The 16,655-nt window shown below is 71.0% G+C and carries 13 protein-coding genes and 1 tRNA gene; 8 read left to right on the top strand and 6 right to left on the bottom strand.

The window, feature by feature from the left end; all coding sequences use genetic code 11:
- Window positions 1-2: 2 nt before the first annotated feature.
- From K7957_RS16840 to K7957_RS16855, 4 genes are all read right to left on the bottom strand, one after another.
- Window positions 3-86 (bottom strand) — tRNA-Leu (locus K7957_RS16840).
- Window positions 87-263: 177 nt separating this feature from the next.
- The gene (locus K7957_RS16845; RefSeq protein WP_223013465.1) at window positions 264-584 is read right to left on the bottom strand and encodes a PilZ domain-containing protein; all 321 of its coding nucleotides are present in this window, start codon (window positions 582-584) and stop codon (window positions 264-266) included.
- A gap of 120 nt (window positions 585-704) precedes the next feature.
- The gene (gene dksA, locus K7957_RS16850) at window positions 705-1,187 is read right to left on the bottom strand and encodes an RNA polymerase-binding protein DksA (protein ID WP_223013467.1); all 483 of its coding nucleotides are present in this window, start codon (window positions 1,185-1,187) and stop codon (window positions 705-707) included.
- A gap of 189 nt (window positions 1,188-1,376) precedes the next feature.
- The gene (locus tag K7957_RS16855) at window positions 1,377-1,886 is read right to left on the bottom strand and encodes a host attachment family protein (RefSeq protein WP_223013469.1); all 510 of its coding nucleotides are present in this window, start codon (window positions 1,884-1,886) and stop codon (window positions 1,377-1,379) included.
- Between the two features lie 96 nt (window positions 1,887-1,982).
- On the opposite strand from K7957_RS16855, the gene serS reads away from it, so the two are divergent.
- The 5 genes from serS to K7957_RS16880 all read left to right on the top strand — a co-directional run bounded on the left by serS (window position 1,983) and on the right by K7957_RS16880 (window position 6,834).
- Entirely contained in the window at window positions 1,983-3,263 is a 1,281-nt protein-coding gene (gene serS, locus K7957_RS16860; RefSeq protein WP_223013471.1) for a serine--tRNA ligase, read from the top strand.
- A 48-nt stretch (window positions 3,264-3,311) separates the two neighbouring features.
- On the top strand, window positions 3,312-4,076 hold the full coding sequence (surE, locus tag K7957_RS16865; protein ID WP_223013474.1) for a 5'/3'-nucleotidase SurE: 765 nt from the start codon (window positions 3,312-3,314) through the stop codon (window positions 4,074-4,076).
- An 89-nt stretch (window positions 4,077-4,165) separates the two neighbouring features.
- Window positions 4,166-5,191, top strand: coding sequence for a peptidoglycan DD-metalloendopeptidase family protein (locus K7957_RS16870; protein ID WP_425517217.1), 1,026 nt, complete (start codon window positions 4,166-4,168; stop codon window positions 5,189-5,191).
- A gap of 24 nt (window positions 5,192-5,215) precedes the next feature.
- Window positions 5,216-6,442: a tyrosine--tRNA ligase gene (gene tyrS, locus K7957_RS16875; protein ID WP_223013478.1), complete on the top strand. Its 1,227-nt coding sequence runs from the start codon at window positions 5,216-5,218 to the stop codon at window positions 6,440-6,442.
- A gap of 80 nt (window positions 6,443-6,522) precedes the next feature.
- Window positions 6,523-6,834 (top strand): PilZ domain-containing protein, encoded by a 312-nt coding sequence (locus K7957_RS16880; RefSeq protein WP_223013481.1) that lies wholly within the window; start codon window positions 6,523-6,525, stop codon window positions 6,832-6,834.
- An 11-nt stretch (window positions 6,835-6,845) separates the two neighbouring features.
- On the opposite strand, the gene K7957_RS16885 is transcribed toward K7957_RS16880, so the two are convergent.
- Window positions 6,846-7,286 carry a DMT family transporter gene (locus K7957_RS16885; RefSeq protein ID WP_223013483.1) on the bottom strand — a complete coding sequence of 147 codons (441 nt, stop codon included), beginning with the start codon at window positions 7,284-7,286 and terminating at the stop codon, window positions 6,846-6,848.
- Window positions 7,287-7,518: 232 nt separating this feature from the next.
- Here K7957_RS16885 and K7957_RS16890 point away from each other — a divergent pair, with 232 nt between their 5' ends.
- On the top strand, window positions 7,519-10,305 hold the full coding sequence (locus tag K7957_RS16890; RefSeq protein WP_223013485.1) for an autotransporter domain-containing protein: 2,787 nt from the start codon (window positions 7,519-7,521) through the stop codon (window positions 10,303-10,305).
- A gap of 266 nt (window positions 10,306-10,571) precedes the next feature.
- Here the strand turns inward: K7957_RS16890 and recG are convergent, their stop codons facing one another.
- Window positions 10,572-12,626: an ATP-dependent DNA helicase RecG gene (recG, locus tag K7957_RS16895; protein ID WP_223013488.1), complete on the bottom strand. Its 2,055-nt coding sequence runs from the start codon at window positions 12,624-12,626 to the stop codon at window positions 10,572-10,574.
- Between the two features lie 119 nt (window positions 12,627-12,745).
- On the opposite strand from recG, the gene K7957_RS16900 reads away from it, so the two are divergent.
- Both K7957_RS16900 and mfd read left to right on the top strand, forming a co-directional pair.
- Window positions 12,746-13,009: an FAD assembly factor SdhE gene (locus K7957_RS16900; protein WP_223013490.1), complete on the top strand. Its 264-nt coding sequence runs from the start codon at window positions 12,746-12,748 to the stop codon at window positions 13,007-13,009.
- Between the two features lie 161 nt (window positions 13,010-13,170).
- Window positions 13,171-16,626 (top strand): transcription-repair coupling factor, encoded by a 3,456-nt coding sequence (gene mfd / locus K7957_RS16905; RefSeq protein ID WP_223013492.1) that lies wholly within the window; start codon window positions 13,171-13,173, stop codon window positions 16,624-16,626.
- The last annotated feature ends 29 nt before the right edge of the window (window positions 16,627-16,655 follow it).

Genomic DNA, 16,655 nt, shown 5'->3' on the forward strand with positions numbered 1-16,655 from the left:
CTTGGTACGGGCGGTCGGACTCGAACCGACAAGGATTGCTCCGGCGGATTTTGAGTCCGCTGCGTCTACCATTCCGCCACGCCCGCGTGACGCGCGCGCCTTGGCACGACCTGGCGCCCGCGTCTAGAGTATGACCACTCAGCCCGCGCCGGGCTCCGGCGCACGCCGGGGCCCGGGGCCGCAAGGACAAGGTTAGTGCCTCCGGGCTCCTGCTTTCGCGGGAGCACATGGCGAGCCGTGTCTCCCTCGGCTCGTCGGCTACGTCAGTGATGGATGATCGCGGCCGGGTCGATCAGCTCGTCGAAGGCGATGCCGGCGCGCCGGTCGATCTGCCAGGCGATCCGTCCCGCGACCCAGCCCAGACCGGCGAGCTCGATCTCGACCGCGCTGTCGGGGGCGAGCGGGTGCGGCAGCTCGGCCATCAGGCCGCCACCCGAGACGTTGCGCACGCTGACGTCGAATCCGTCCGCCTGGCCCGCGAGCCGCAACCGCGCGAACATCGCGACCTCGTCGCGCCCGCGCAGGTCTCGCCGCTTGTCGGGCTGACTGCCCAGCGCCCGGATCTCGTCGTCTCGTCCGCTCATGCCACCCACCGTCGCCAGTCGCCCGTAATGCTCCATCCCGCCCACCACCTGCTAAACCCCGCCGAGCCTAGCCGGCGAACAGTTAAGCAGCCGTTAGCGCGCCGAGCCGAGGGGCGCGGCTCAGTCGTCGCGCGAGACCTTCTCGTTGCGCTCGTGGCGCTCCTGCGCCTCGACCGTCATCGTCGCGATGGGACGGGCCTCGAGCCGGCCGAGACTGATCGGCTCGCCGGTGACCTCGCAATAGCCATACTCGCCCTCGTCGATACGACGCAGCGCGGCCTCGATCTTGGAGATCAGCTTGCGTTGGCGGTCGCGCGTGCGCAGCTCCAGCGACCAGTCCGTCTCGCTCGCGGCACGGTCGGTAAGGTCGGCCTCCCGCAGCGAGTCGAGCTGGAGCTGCGACAGCGTACCCAGCGACTCCCGCAGGATCGCGTCCTTCCAGTCGAGCAACTTGCGGCGAAAATACGCCTGCTGCCGCGGGTTCATGAACGGTTCGTCGGGGCTCGGGCGATAGCCGTCGCTCGCCCCCCCGACCTCAGCCTCGTCATTCGCTGCCGCCAGTTTACCGGGCCCTTCACCGAAACGATTGATCGCCGTCGCCATCGACTTACTCCCGCTGCGCCCAGGATGTCGTTAGCACCGCTGTGCGCCCCCTGGGGCGCCTATAGTCACGCGGGACGGCCACCACAAGCGAACACGCGCGCTTAGCCGCGCCGCCCTGTCCTCGTCATGAACAGGGTAGCGCGGCATATGTGCAGGGATGGGAGGGCGCCGCGGCCGGCGCCGGTGCGCTCAGGCCGAGAGCAGCGCCTGTTCGATGTCGGGGATCGTATGCCCGGTCAGGTCCTTGCTCAGCTCGCCGGTAAGCCGCTGGCTGACCTCCTTGTGATAGTGTTTGCGCAGCTCGCCCAGCGTCTTGGGCGGCGCGACCACGATCAGCGACTCGAAATCGTTGGCGAGCGCGCGACGCTTCAGCAGGTCGGCGGCGTCGGCGGCGAAGCGGTCCTCCTCGAGCTGGTGGAAGTCGGTCTCCTCCATGCTGCCGCGCGAGGGTGCGAATTGCGCGCCGCCGCCCCGCGCATGGCCCGAGCCGCCCTGCGCCACGCGCGGCGCGCCGGCGCCGCTCTGCGTCGACGAGCTGCCGCCGGCGGCGTCGGTCTTCTGGTCGCGGTTGGCGGGGTTCACGCGCTCCTCGGCATGCTCGACGGTGAGGTTGGGGTGAACGTCGTCGCCCTCGTTGCGCAGGAACAGCAGCTTGCGCCCATCGGCGACCAGCACCACCGAGTCATGGGGGACCTGCATCGCTCTCTTCTCCTCTGTTCGTGCGGGGGTGGAGCATGAACGCGGCGGACGTGCGCCGGGTTGCCTCACCGCGACGCCCCCGCCATAGCGCGGCGCATGCACGACATCCGCCTGATCCGCGACGATCCCGACGCCTTCGACGCTGCGCTGGCGCGGCGCGGTGCCGCCCCCTCGGCCGCGGCGATCGTCGCGCTCGATCGGCGCCGGCGGGAGCTGATCACCGAGGCGCAGGCAGCGCAGGCACGGCGCAACGAGGCATCGAAAGCGATCGGCGCGGCCAAGGCGAGCCGCGACGAGGCGGCGGCACAGGCACTGATGGCCGAGGTCGCCGCGCTGAAGCAGCGGCTGCCCGAGTTGGAGGCCGAGGAAGCGCGGCTCGCCGCCGAGCTCGAGACCTTGCTCGCGGCGCTGCCCAACCTGCCCTATGCGGACGTGCCCGACGGCGCCGACGAGGACGACAACCAGCTGGTTCACGCGCGCGGCACGCGCCCCACCTTCGGCTTCGCGGCGCGCGAGCATGACTCAATCGGCCCGGCGCTCGGGCTCGATTTCGAGACCGGCGCGGCGATCGCGGGCTCGCGCTTCACGCTGGTGCGCGGCGCGGCGGCGCGGCTCCAGCGCGCGCTCGGCCAATTCATGCTCGACCGGCTGACGCGCGAGCACGGCTTCGAGGAAGTCGCACCGCCGCTGCTGGTGCGCGACGAGGCGGTGTTCGGCACCGGCCAGCTGCCCAAGTTCGCCGAGGACCTGTTCCGCACCACCGACGGGCGCTGGCTGATCCCCACCGCCGAGGTGTCGCTGACCAATATCGTGCGCGAGCAGATCCTGCCGCACGACGTGCTGCCGCTGCGCTTCGCCGCGCTGACGCCCTGCTTTCGCTCCGAGGCGGGCGCGGCGGGGCGCGACACGCGCGGCTACATCCGCCAGCACCAGTTCGACAAGGTCGAGATGGTGTCGATCGTCGCGCCCGAGGCGAGCGAGGAGGAGCACGAGCGAATGACCTCTTGCGCCGAGGACGCCCTCGACGCGCTCGGGCTCGCCTATCGCCGGATGAAATTGTGCGCGGGCGACATGGGCTTCACCGCGGCGCGCACCTACGACCTGGAGGTGTGGCTGCCGGGTCAGGCGCGCTACCGCGAGATCTCGAGCTGCTCGACCTGCACCGACTTCCAGGCGCGGCGGATGAACGCGCGCTACCGGCCGGAGGGGGAGAAAGCGACGCGCTTCGTCCATACGCTCAACGGCTCGGGGCTGGCGGTCGGGCGGACGCTGGTGGCGGTGCTGGAGAACTACCAGCAGGAAAATGGCGCGGTAGCGGTGCCCGAGGCGTTGTGGCCGTACCTCGGTGGCCTGACGCTGCTGGAGCCGCGGGCGTGAGGGCGGTGACGGGCGAAATCCTCCCCGGCACGGGGAGGATCTAGTTTCATGCGCATCCTTCTCAGCAACGACGACGGCTATCATGCCCCCGGCCTCGCCGTGCTCGAGCGCATCGCCGCCCGGCTCTCCGACGACGTCTGGATCTGCGCCCCCGCCGACGAACAGTCGGGCACCGGCCGCTCGCTCTCGCTGACCAAGCCGCTTCGCGTGCGTCGCTTCGACGCGCGCCGCTACGCCGTCGGCGGCACGCCCACCGACGCGGTCATGTTCGCGCTCGCCGAGGTAATGCGGGAGACGCCGCCCGATCTGATCCTCTCCGGCGTCAACCGCGGCGGCAATCTCGCCGAGGACGTGATGTACTCGGGCACCGTCTCGGCCGCGATGGAGGGTGCGCTCGCGGGCATCCGCTCGGTCGCGCTGAGCCAGAGATATAGCACCCGTGCGCCGGGCGAGGATGTCTCCTTCGCCGCCGCCGAGGACTGGGGCGAGCGCGTGCTGCGCCCGCTGCTCGACGCCGACTGGGCGCCGCGCACGATGGTCAACGTCAACTTTCCCGCGCCTGACGCGGGCGAGGTGCGCGGCATCCGCGTCGTGCCGCAGGGCCTGCGCGACTATGGACGGGCGCGCTTCGAGACCCGGACCGACCCGCGCGGCTACGACTATCACTGGCTCGCGCTCGGCAAGGTCGCCGCCGCGGCGCCGGGCGAGAGCGACCTCGCCTCGGTGACGGCGGGCTGGATCACGGTCACGCCGCTCCATCTCGACCTCACCCGTCACGCCTCGCTCGAGCCGCTCGCGCGCGCTTATGGCTGAGCCGGGTGCGTGAGCCGGCCGTGACTCGCGCGGCGGTGCTGCCGCTGCTGCTGGCCGGGTGCATCCCCGCCGCCGAGCGCCCCGCGCCTATCGTAGCGCCCGCGGTCACGTTCCCCGCCGAGCCGGTGATCGGACCCGCGCCAAAACCAGACCATCAGCGGCCACCGACGGCGCCACCGCAACGCGCTCACCGTGACGTGTCGAAGCTCCCCGCGCCGCGCCCCGCCTGGGAGGCACGCCAGGTTACGCCCGACGCGCGTTCGATCGCCGCGCAACGCTATACCGTCCGCCCCGGCGACACGCTCGGCGCGATCGCCGCGCGCACCGGCGCGGGCGCCGACGCGATCGCGCGCGCCAACGCGCTCGCCCCGCCCTTCCCCGTTCGCGCCGGTCAGACGCTCGCCATCCCGGGTGGTCGCTACCACCTCGTCCGCGCCGGCCAGACCGGCATCGCGATCGCGCGCGCTTATGGCGTGCCGTGGCGCGAGGTGATCGCCGCCAACGCGCTGGACGAACCCTATCTGCTCCGCGCCGGCCAGCGCGTGCTGATCCCGCACACGCCGGGCGGCGCGATCAGCGCGGCCGAGCGCGCCGCCGCCTTCACGCTCGACGTCGACACGATCCTCACCGGCGGCGAGCCCGCGGTGGTGGCCGGTCAGGCGCCCGCGACGCCGGTGGCGAGCCCGCGTCGCGTGCTCGCGCCGAGCGCCGCGACGGTGGCACCCGCCGCGCTGCCGGGCCGCTTCGTCTGGCCGGTCGACGGCACGATCGTGCGCCGGTTCGGCCCGGGCGCGACCGGCGAGCGCAACGACGGCATCAAGATCGCCGTCGCGCTGGACACGCCGATCCGCGCGATCGCCGACGGCACCGTCGCCTATGTCGGCTCGGAGGTGCCCGCGCTGGGTGGGCTGGTGATCGTGCGCCACGGCGGCGGCTGGACCTCGGTCTACGGTCACGCCGGCGCCTTGCTGGTCCAGCGCGGCCAGGCGGTGAGGAAGGGCCAGGTGATCGCGCGCAGCGGCGAGAGCGGCTTCGCCGACCGCCCCGAGCTCCACTTCGAGCTGCGTCGCGGCCGCACCCCGGTCGACCCGACGACGCAATTGCCGCACCGCTGACGCGCGTGTAACGCCCGCGGCACCATGACCGACTATCAGTCCGACCTGCTCCGCTTGCTCTCCGAGCGCGGTTATCTCCATCAGCTCACCGACGCCGGCGCGCTCGACGCGCTGGCGCGGCGCGAGGTGGTGCCGGGCTATATCGGCTTCGACCCGACCGCGCCCTCGCTCCACGTCGGCAATCTGGTGTCGGTGATGCTGCTGCGGCGCTTGCAGCAGGCCGGGCACAAGCCCATCGTGCTGATGGGCGGCGGCACGGGCAAGATCGGCGACCCCAGCTTCAAGGACGAGGCGCGCAAGCTCGCCGGCGAGGACGTGATCGCCGCCAATATCGCGAGCATCCAGCGCATCTTCGAGCGGTTTCTGACGTTGGGCGACGGCCCCAGCGACGCGGTGATGGTCAACAACGCCGAGTGGCTCGACCGGCTCGAATACATCCCCTTCCTCCGCGAGGTCGGGCAGCATTTCAGCGTCAATCGCATGCTCAGCTTCGACTCGGTCAAGCTAAGGCTCGACCGCGAGCAGTCGCTCAGCTTCCTCGAGTTCAACTACATGATCCTGCAGGGTTACGACTTCCGCGAGCTGGCGCGGCGGCAGGGCGTGCGGCTGCAGATGGGCGGCAGCGACCAGTGGGGCAATATCGTCAACGGCGTCGAGCTGGCGCGGCGCATGGACGGCACCGAGGTGTACGGCGTCACCACCCCGCTGCTCACCACCGCCGACGGGCAGAAGATGGGCAAGACCGTCGCGGGCGCGGTGTGGCTCCACGAGGATCAGCTGCCGCACTTCGATTACTGGCAGTTCTGGCGCAACGCCGACGATCGCGACGTCGGCCGCTTCCTGCGGCTGTTCACCGATCTGCCGCTCGACGAGATCGCGCGACTGGAGGCGCTCGAGGGCGCCGAGATCAACGACGCCAAGAAGGTGCTCGCGAACGAGGCGACCGCGCTGTGCCGCGGCCGTGCCGCCGCGGAGGAAGCGGCCGAGACCGCACGCCGCACCTTCGAGGAAGGCGCGAGCGGCGCGGCATTGCCGTCGATCACCGCCAGCGGCGCGCTGCCGCTGGTCGACGCGCTGGTGGCGCTCGGCTTCGCCGCCTCGAAGGGCGAGGCGCGGCGGCTGATCAAGGGCGGCGGCGCCCGCGTCGACGGCGAGAAGGTCGGCGACGAGGCCGCGGTGATCGCCGTGACGGACGCACCGGTGCGGGTCTCGGCAGGCAAGAAGCACCATGGCCTGGTGAATCCGGGCTAACCTTCTTCCTTCGCGTACCGCTCATCCTGCATTAACCGCGCGCCGGTACACCGCGAGGCTGGTAGAGCGGGAGAAGCCGGATGGTCGCGCGTTCAGCGATGATGGCCTATGAGGATCGCGTCGAGCCGCGCGACGAGACGTTGTGCCGCAGCTGGCTGTTCGACGCCACCGGCGCGCGCCACGCCGTGACGGTCGTCAACCTCTCGCTCAACGGCTTCATGGCGCGCACCGATGCGCCGCTGGCGAATGGCGAGCGGGTCGTGCTCACCCTGCCCGTGGTCGGCGACCGCACCGCCGAGATCCGCTGGTCGCTCGGCGGCCGCGTCGGTGCCAAGTTCGCGCAGGAACTGCCCGCCGCGCTGTACCCGTGCGCGCTCGCCGCGATGCGTTGAGCGGGGGCGGCTCAGCCGCGCCGCAGCAGCAGCGCGCCCGCGAGCACCAGCGCCACCCCGCCCAGCCGCGCGGGTGACAGCGGCTGCTGCGGCAGCCCGAGCCAGCCGAAGCGATCGACCACCAGCGCGGTGACGAGCTGGCTCGCGACCGCGATCGTCAGCGTCACCGCCAACCCGAGCCGCGGCGTCGCGAACGCCAGCGCGGCGACGAAGGCGGCGCCGTACACGCCGCCGAGCCACGCCCACCAGGGCGCACCGCGCAACGCCGCGAGCGGCGTGCGATCCGCCGCCGCCCAGACCGTCAGCAGCACCGCCACGCCGGTGGCGAAGGAGACCAGGGCGGCGAGCCACACCGAGCCGCCGGCCTTCGCGAGCGCGGCGTTGGTCGGCGGCTGCGCGGCGACGCCCACGCCGGCGAGGACGACTAGGAGGAGCGGGAGGAAGCTGGGCATGAGCGACAGGGCCTTCTGGTGATTCCGCCTGTAACAGGCCGGCCCGCCACGAAGTGCCGTGCGCGCTCACGCGGGCCGACCTTGGACCTGCGGAGCGACACCATCTGTCCATCGACCCATCGCGGTGAGTCTGCGCGCTGACGCGAAATTTCGCTAACGCAAGTATTTAGCACGACGAATCCATCGGCGCGCTAAACAAATTTCCAGCGAGATCACGTTTTTACCCGTCCTGATGATTGGCATTGACCGACGCGGGCACGCCCCACGCCTACCTTCATCACCTCTATATTGGAGCGGTGCTTACTGGTTTATCGAAAAGGAGAACGACATGCGCGAGGCCATTTACCCGCGGAGACGCCTGCACACGTTGGCGAGCCGCGGCAGTGCTCTGGCCCTGATGGTGGCGCTTTCCGGCACGTCATCGGCACAGGCACAGGACGCCTCGCCGAACTCACCGACGTCGCTGCCGGCGATCCGTTCGCTGGACAACAAGGGTGACGTGACCTTCTCGAACGATAAGGACATCCTGGTCGACCGCGGTGACGCCCTCGTGCTTGGCACGGAGGGCGGGCAGATCACGGCGCGCAATTCCGGCACCATCACGGGCGCGGTGGGCTTTCAATCCTTCTCGGGCGAAGGCGATGCCGCAACCCATCCGGTTGGCGTGACATTCGTGAATGTCGGATCGATCTCCAGCGCATCGGACGAGATCGTCGACGTCTCGGTCGGTGATCGAACGGGTGCGCCGGCCGTCCTCAATGTCACGAACGGCGGGACGATCAGCGCCTCTGCCGCCAACGCGGCCGCTTTGCACATCGTATATCCGAACGATAAAACTGCCGCGATCCCCCAAGACAGCCGGTCTATCAACATCATCAACAGCGGTCGGATCAGCAGCAACTCAGGCGCCCAGTACTTCGATAAGAACGGCGACGCCGGCAAACCATCGTCAGCGATCAGGATCGAATCGGGTGGAAATTATACTGCCGCTATCGACAACTCTACGACGGGCGTGATCGAGGCCACTGGCGAGCTATCAAGCGCGATCATATCGGCCGCGGCCTTGCGCCTCTCGAACGCAGGAATAGTCCTCGGCGGGGCGGGAGGAGCCATATGGTTGGGCGAGGAAGAACGTCGAGCTCAAGGGGTTGACTATATCGACCTGCCCGGCGCGATCCTTGGCTGGGACGGCGACGACCAGATCGTCAACACCGGCAGCATCGTCGGCGCGATCGACCTGCGCGACGGCGACAACCGCATCGACAATGCCGGCCTGATCGACGGCGACGTCACGTTCGGCAAAGGCGACGACATTTTCGCTGCCACGGGTCCGGGTCGTGTCACCGGGCTGATCGACGGCGGCGCCGGTACCAACCAGTTCCTCGTCAGCGGCGGCACCGCGGGCGCGCCCGCCGCGCTCACCGCCGTCCAGAACTTCCAGTCCTTCGTGGTAAGCCAGGGCTTCGCGACGATCGCGCGGCGCGCGGACGTGGGGCGGATCGAGCTCACCGGCGGCCTACTCGTCGGCCTGTCGGGCTCGACGATCACCGCCGGCGAGATCCTGGTCGGCAAGGACGCGACGTTCGGCTCGGCCGGCGTGGTCAACGCCAACATCACCGTCGCGGGGACGCTCAGCCCGGGCGCCTCGCCCGGCACGATGGTCGTCAACGGCGATGTCGCACTGGGCAAGGGCTCGGTCTCCCTGTTCGAGCTCGGGCCGGTCTCGGACAAGCTCCTGATCAACGGCAAATTGTCGATCGTGCCCGGGGCGACGCTGAAGCTCGTCGCGGTCGGGCCGGTGCGCCCTGGCCGCACCTTCGTATTGATCAACGCGTCGAACGGCACCACCGGCAGCTTCACCACCATCGACAAGGCCGCTGACGTCCCCGGCGCGCTGGTCGTCGGACCGCAGGGCCTCGAGTTGATCACGCTGTTTGAGGCGCCCAAGGGGGCGAACCGCGCGGTGAGCAGCACGATCGGCTACCTCAACACCCTGCTCACCGGTGATGCGAGCGACCGGCTGGTCGACGCGATACCGAAGCTGCTGACCGCCTCGGGTGAGGCCAACGCGGCTGCGCTCGCCCGGCTCACGCCCGAGCCCTACGCCCAGGCGACGCAGATCGGCACCGACGACGCGCTGCTGCTGATCCAGGCCGCGCGCGGCGCGGCGCTCGCGCCATACGGCGAGGACGCGGGCCTGTTCACCTTCGGGCAGGCACTCGGGCAGTGGCACAGGCTGCGCGGCTATGCCCCGGCAGGCAGCGCCAATGCGGTCGGCCAGACCTTCGGTACGATCGGCGGCCTCGGCTTCGCCGATCATGGCTGGGTGGTCGGCGCCTTCGGCGGCAATCTGACCAACCGCCAGCATGTCGTCGGTCGCGGCGCGCAGACTCGTGTCGAGAGCCTGATCACCGGCATCCATGGCCGCTTTGCCAGCGAGCAGGGCTTCGGCTTCTCCGCCGCGCTGATGTTCGACGGCGGCCGCGCCCGCACGCATCGCTGGCTGCCAGACGAGCGGCAGGTGTGGAGCCGGTACAAGCTCAACAGCGTCACGAGCGACCTGTCCGCCTACTACGCCGCCGACATGGGGCATGACTGGACGCTGACGCCCCGCCTCGGGCTCACCTATGTGCGCACTATCCGCGGCGCGCTGAGCGAGGACGGTGGCAGTGTGTTCGCGCTCGACGTCGCGCGCGAGCGCCACGTCGCAGGCTTCGCGGACGGCGGCCTCAGCTTCGCGCGCAGCGAGCGGTCGAGCGAGGCATGGCGCCCTTATGTGACGCTCGGGGCGCGGTACCAGCTGCAGGGGCAGCGCGTGCGAGCGGTCGGCGGGCTGGACGAGGGCGATCTCGACCTGATCGGCGTCGGGGCCAGCCGCGCGCGGCTGGTCGGCACCGCCCATGCCGGCGTGGGCTATCGCCCGAGCGACGCGATCGAGATCTTCGCCGGGGCCGCGGCGCAGACCGGGCGCGACGATCACCAGGAATCGATCACCGCGGGCGTTCGCGCTCGCCTCTGAACCGGACAAGCGGGTACGCGTCGAGGCGCGTGCCCGCCCCTCACGCGGTCGCTGCTCCGGGCCGCGCGGCAGCCTCCACGGCGCCCGCGACAACTTAGCCGGCCCGCGACAGCCTGTCGGCCCTGACCTCGTGACCCGATGCGATGGGCGGTATGATCGAGATCACGCCGGCGCCTCGAGCCACGCTCTGCCGCCGATGGGAGCGGCAGCGGCTGATGGACAAGCGGCGGTCATCTCCGCTCAGCCGGCGGGCGGCACTCGGCCCCTCACCCCGATCGCAGCAGCGCCACCCCCGCCTCGCGCTCGAACAGGTAGAGCGCCACCCGCGCGGCCTGCCCCCTCGTCCCCTCCAGACCGCCGTCGCGATCGATCAGCAGCCGCGCGTCGTCGGTCGCCGCGGGGAGTAGCTCACCCAGCAGCTCGGGGGTGGCGAGCCGGAACATCGCCTCACCCGACTGGCGCGTGCCGAGCAGCTCGCCCGCGCCGCGAAGGCGCAGGTCCTCCTCGGCGAGGCGGAAGCCGTCGTTGCTCTCGCGCATCAGCGCCAGCCGCGCCCGCGCGGTCTCGCTCAGCGACCCGCCGCGGAGCAGCAGGCACACCGACTTGCCCCCACCCCGCCCGACTCGCCCGCGCAGCTGGTGGAGCTGCGCCAGACCGAAACGGTCGGCGTGCTCGATCACGATCAGCGTCGCGTTGGGCACGTCGACGCCGACCTCGATCACCGTCGTCGCCACCAGCACGCCCGCCGCGTTGGCGGAGAACCGCGCCATCACCGCGTCCTTCTCCGCCCCGCGCATCCGGCCATGGACCAGCGCGACGCGGTCGCCGAAGCGCGCCTGCAACGAGGCCGCGCGCGCCTCCGCGGCCTGGAGGTCGCTGGTCGCGCTCTCCTCCACCAGCGGACAGACCCAATAGGCCTGCTTCCCGTCCGCGAGATGACGGCCGAGCGCGTTGACCACCTCGTCGATCCGCTCCTCCGAGACGACGCGGGTCTCGATCGGCTCCCGCCCCGGCGGCATCTCGTCGAGCCGGCTCTGGTCCATCTCGCCGTGAAGCGCGAGCGTCAGCGTGCGCGGGATCGGGGTCGCGGTCATCGCCAGCACGTGCGGCGGGGTCTGGCCCTTGGCCTGGAGGAGCATCCGCTCCGCCACCCCGAAGCGGTGCTGCTCGTCCACCACCACCAGCGCCAGGTCGCGGTAGCGCACCGCCTCCTGGAAGATCGCGTGCGTGCCGATCAGCAGCTGGATCGAGCCGTCCGCCAGCCCCATCAGCGTCGCCTCGCGCGCGCGACCCTTGTCGCGCCCGGTCAGCACCGCGATCTCGACCGGCAGCCCGGCGAGCAGTCGGCGCAGCGTGTCATAGTGCTGGCGCGCGAGGATCTCGGTCGGCGCGAGCAGCGCCCCCTGTGCCCCCGCCTCGATCGCGATCAGCAGCGCCATCGCCGCCACCAAGGTCTTGCCCGCGCCGACATCGCCTTGGAGCAGCCGCAGCATCGGCGCGCTCTGCGCCAGGTCGCCCTCGATCTCGCGCACGCTGCGCGCCTGCGCGCCGGTGAGCTGATAGGGCAGCCGCAGCAGGTCGCGCAGCCGCCCGTCGCCCTGCAACGAGCGCCCGCGGCGCTTGCGCGTGTCGGCGCGCACGAGCGAGAGCGCGAGCTGGTTGGCGAACAGCTCGTCATAGGCGAGCCGCGCGCGCGCCACGGCGTCCGCCGGGTCGGCGTGGATCCGCTCCACCGCCGCGCGCCAGTCGGGCCAGTCGTGCCGCGCCTTGAGGCTGGGCTCGATCCACTCGTCCAGCGCCGGCGCGCGCGCCAGCGCCTGCTCGACCAGCGCGGCGAGCCGGCGCGAGGTCAGCCCCTCGCTCAGCGGGTAGATCGCCTCGCGCGCGCGGAAGCCCTCCTCCTCGCCGCCGATCTCGGGATGAACGATCTGAAGCGCGTCGCCGTAGCGGTCGAGCCGGCCCGAGACTCGCTTGGGCTCGCCCAGCGGCAGCTGCTTGCGCGCCCAGCCCGAGCCGCCGCCGAAGAACACCAGGCTCGCGTGGTTGCCCGCCGCGTCGGTCGCCTGGACGCGGGTCGGCGCGCGCGGGCTGGAGCCGCTGCGATAATCGCGCGGGGTGAGCGTGATCGCGATCGTGCGGCCGACGTCGGCCTCGTCGAGCTCGTCGCGCGCCACCCGGTCGACCCAGCCCGAGGGCAGGTGGAACAGCAGGTCGACCGCGCGCGCGATACCCAGCCGGTCGAGCGGCTTGGCCAGCGCCGGGCCGACGCCCTTGAGCACGGCCACCTCGGCGAACAGCGGATTGAGGATCTCGGGTCGCATGACTATGTAGCGCCCGACTATTCTGCCTCCCGCCGCGGCGCCAGCGAAAGCTTGCGGCGGCGTCGTGGCAGCGCTCCGCTATGGCATAGACGGGCCGCGCGCGGCCGACGGGAGATCACGTGGACCAGGACATCCGGCTCAAGCGCCTGCGTTTCCGCGCCTGGCACCGCGGCACGCGCGAGGCCGATCTGATGATCGGCGGCTTCTTCGATACCCACGCCGCGAGCTGGACGCGCGAGCAGCTCGACTGGTTCGAGCGGCTGCTCGAGGAGCAGGACGTCGACATCATGGGCTGGGCGATCGGCTCGCTGCCCTGCCCGCCCGAGTGGGACGGCGAGATGATGGAAGTGATGCGGCGGGTGGATTTCGTGACGATCCCGTGAGGCTCGTCTCACGTGCTGCCGGACCCGACCGAGTCTCCCTCCCCCGTCATGCCGGGCTTGACCCGGCATGACGGTGCAGTGTGAGGCGACCGCCGTCTGAGACGGCGACGCCTCACAGCGGAGCCGTGAACCATCGACCGACCGCCCGACCAAGGACCCGAATGCCCGACCTCAGCAAGATCCTCCGCGCCACCAACCCGCTGACGCTCGCGGGCGTGCCCGCCGGCTTCCTGCCCGCGCTGCTCGCCGACCTCGCGCGCGCGGCGCCGCTGCGGGCGGTATTCGTCGCGGCGGACGAGGCGCAGATGCGCGGGCTCGCCGCCACCGCGCCCTTCTTCGCGCCCGAGCTCGAAGTGGTCCAGCTCCCCGCCTGGGACTGCTTGCCGTACGACCGCGCCTCGCCGACGCTGCGCGTGATGGCGGAGCGGATCGGCGCGCTCCACCGCCTCCAGCAGAAGCCGCGCGCGCCGCAGCTGGTGCTCACCACGGTCAACGCGCTGACCCAGCGCACCCTCACGCCCTTCCGCCTTCGCCAGCTCGTCGCCGAGCTCAAGCCGGGCGCGCGGATCGACCGCGACCGGCTGGCCGCGTTGCTCCAGGCCAACGGCTACGTCCGCACCGACACCGTCCACGACCAGGGCGAATATGCGGTGCGCGGCGGTATCGTCGACCTGTTCCCGAGCGGCGAGGAACAGGCGCTGCGGCTCGACTTCTTCGGCGACGAGATCGAGAGCGTCCGTAGCTTCGATCCCGCCGACCAGCGCACCACCGGGCGACTCGACGGCTTCGTGCTGCTTCCTGCCTCCGAGGCACTGCTGGACGAGGACAGCGTCAAGCGCTTCCGCGCGCGCTACCGTGAATCCTTCGGCGCCACCGCGACGGGCGACCCGCTCTACCAGGCAGTGAGCGAGGGGCGTCGCCTCGCGGGGATGGAGCATTGGCTGCCGCTGTTCGAGGAGAAGCTGGCGACCGTCTGGGATCATCTCGGCGACGACGCGATCGTGCTGCGCGACAGCGGCACGCCCGCGGCGGCCGAGAGCCGGCTCGACTCGATCGCGGACTATTACGAGAACCGCAAGCGCGCCGAGGCGGCCGAGCCCGGGAGCTATCGCGCGCTCCCCGCCAAGACGCTCTACCTCGACGCCGACGAATGGTCCCGCGAGGTGGCGGCGATGCCGGCGCATCTCACCACCGCCTTCCACGAGCCCGAGTCCGCCGCCGTGGTCGACTTCCAGGTCGACGGCCCGCGCGACTTCGCGCCCGAGCGCGCGGCGCAGGCCAACGTCTACGAGGCGGTGGTGGCGCATGTCGCCAAGTTGCGCCGCGACGGACGCAAGCCGGTGCTCGCCAGCTACTCGGTCGGCGCGCGCGAGCGGCTGCGCTCGCTGCTCGAGGACCATGGCCTCACCGGCGCGCGGTTGACCGAGACGTGGCAGGAGTCGCTCGGCGCCGCCGACCGCGGCGTGGCAATGGCGGTGATCGGGCTCGACCACGGCTTCACCGCGCCCGACGTGGCGGTGCTCACCGAGCAGGACATGCTGGGCGATCGGCTGGTGCGTCGCGCCAAGCGCCGCAAGTCGGCCGACGCCTTCCTCGCCGAACTGGCGACGCTGTCGCCGGGCGACCTCGTCGTCCACAGCGATCACGGCATCGGCCGCTACGTCGGGCTGACGCAGGTGCCGGTCGCGCGCGCGCCGCACGACTGCGTCGCGCTCGAATATGCCGGGGGCGACAAGCTCTACATCCCGGTCGAGAATCTCGAGGTTCTGTCGCGCTACGGCTCGTCGGAGGAGGGCGCCGCGCTCGACCGGCTCGGCGGCGAGGCGTGGCAGCGGCGCAAGTCGCGGATGAAGGAGCGGATCCGCGAGATCGCGGGCGAGCTGATCGCGGTCGCGGCGGAGCGCGCGTTGCGCCCCGGCGAGATCGCCGAACCCGACAGCGCGGGCTATCCCGCCTTCGTCGACCGCTTCCCCTATACCGAGACCGACGATCAGGACCGCGCGATCGAGGAGGTGCTGGCCGACCTGTCCGCGGGCAAGCCGATGGACCGGCTGATCGTCGGCGACGTCGGCTTCGGCAAGACCGAGATCGCGCTGCGCGCCGCCTTCGTCGCCGCCATGGCGGGGATGCAGGTCGCGGTAGTCTGCCCGACGACCTTGCTGGCGCGCCAGCATTACAACAACTTCACCGCGCGCTTCGAGGGCTTCCCGATCAACATCGGGCGGCTCTCCCGGCTCGTCCCCGCGGCCGAGGCGAAGCGGGTCAAGGACGGGCTCGCCAGCGGCGGGATCGACATCGTCATCGGCACCCACGCGCTGCTCGCCAAGACGATCGACTTCAAGCGGCTGGGCATGGTCATCGTCGACGAGGAGCAGCGCTTCGGCGTGACGCACAAGGAGCGGCTCAAGACGCTGCGTGCCGACGTCCACATGCTCACGCTGACCGCGACCCCGATCCCGCGCACGCTGCAGATGGCGATGAGCGGGCTGCGCGAGCTGTCGGTGATCCAGACCCCGCCGGTCGACCGGCTCGCGGTGCGCACCTATGTTATGCCATGGGATCCGGTGGTGCTGCGCGAGGCGCTGCTGCGCGAACATTATCGCGGCGGGCAGAGCTTCCTCGTCACCCCGCGCGTCGCCGACCTGCCCGACATCGAGGATTATCTGCGCCGCGAGGTGCCCGAGATCCGCTACGTCGTCGCGCACGGCCAGATGGCGCCGAGCGAGGTGGAGGAGCGGATGAGTGCCTTCTACGACAAGAAGTTCGAGGTGCTCGTCTCGACCACGATCATCGAGAGCGGGATCGACATCCCCTCCGCCAACACGATCATCGTCAATCGCGCCGACCGCTTTGGGCTGGCGCAGCTCTACCAGCTGCGCGGGCGCGTCGGCCGCTCCAAGACGCGCGCCTATGCCTATATGGTCGCGCCGCCGGAGCGGCAGATGACTGACGCCGCGGAGAAGCGCCTCAAGGTGCTGAGCGACCTCGACTCGCTCGGCGCGGGCTTCCAGCTGGCGAGCCACGACCTCGACATTCGCGGCGCGGGCAACCTGCTCGGCGACGAGCAGTCGGGGCACATCAAGGAGGTCGGCTACGAGCTCTACCAGTCTATGCTGGAGGAAGCGATCATGGAGGCCAAGGCCGGCGGCATCCGCGAGCGCCAGCGTGACTTCTCCCCGCAGATCAGCGTCGACGCGCCGATCCTGATCCCGGAGGAATATGTCCCCGACCTCGACCTGCGCATGGGCCTGTACCGCCGCCTCAACGAGATCGACGAGGTCGGCGGGCTGGAGAGCTTCGCCGCCGAGATGATCGACCGGTTCGGCGCGCTGCCCGAGGCGACCGACAATCTGGTCAAGGTCATGGAGATCAAGCTCAACGCGCGCACGGCGTGCGTGGCCAAGCTGGACGTCGGACCGAAGGGAGCGCTGGTCACCTTCCACGACGACAAGCCGCCCAACGTGCCGGGGCTGCTCGCCTATGTCGACCGGCTCGGCGGCGTGGCCAAGCTGCGGCCCGACAGCAAGCTGGCGCTGTCGCGTGCCTGGGGCGATCCCAAGGCGCGGCTGCACGGCGCGCTGCAATTGTCGAAGGGGCTGGCGAAGGCGGCGGCGTGAGGTTGACGGCGTGAGGGGCGGCGGAGCGC

The organism is Sphingomonas yunnanensis, from assembly GCF_019898765.1.
Lineage (GTDB): Bacteria > Pseudomonadota > Alphaproteobacteria > Sphingomonadales > Sphingomonadaceae > Sphingomonas > Sphingomonas yunnanensis.

Coding starts and splice junctions, on each gene's coding strand:
- K7957_RS16845 (WP_223013465.1), bottom strand. CDS start 584: ATGAGCGGACGAGACGACGAGATCCGGGCGCTGGGCAGTCAGCCCGAC.
- dksA (WP_223013467.1), bottom strand. CDS start 1,187: ATGGCGACGGCGATCAATCGTTTCGGTGAAGGGCCCGGTAAACTGGCG.
- K7957_RS16855 (WP_223013469.1), bottom strand. CDS start 1,886: ATGCAGGTCCCCCATGACTCGGTGGTGCTGGTCGCCGATGGGCGCAAG.
- serS (WP_223013471.1), top strand. CDS start 1,983: ATGCACGACATCCGCCTGATCCGCGACGATCCCGACGCCTTCGACGCT.
- surE (WP_223013474.1), top strand. CDS start 3,312: ATGCGCATCCTTCTCAGCAACGACGACGGCTATCATGCCCCCGGCCTC.
- tyrS (WP_223013478.1), top strand. CDS start 5,216: ATGACCGACTATCAGTCCGACCTGCTCCGCTTGCTCTCCGAGCGCGGT.
- K7957_RS16880 (WP_223013481.1), top strand. CDS start 6,523: ATGGTCGCGCGTTCAGCGATGATGGCCTATGAGGATCGCGTCGAGCCG.
- K7957_RS16885 (WP_223013483.1), bottom strand. CDS start 7,286: ATGCCCAGCTTCCTCCCGCTCCTCCTAGTCGTCCTCGCCGGCGTGGGC.
- K7957_RS16890 (WP_223013485.1), top strand. CDS start 7,519: ATGATTGGCATTGACCGACGCGGGCACGCCCCACGCCTACCTTCATCA.
- recG (WP_223013488.1), bottom strand. CDS start 12,626: ATGCGACCCGAGATCCTCAATCCGCTGTTCGCCGAGGTGGCCGTGCTC.
- mfd (WP_223013492.1), top strand. CDS start 13,171: ATGCCCGACCTCAGCAAGATCCTCCGCGCCACCAACCCGCTGACGCTC.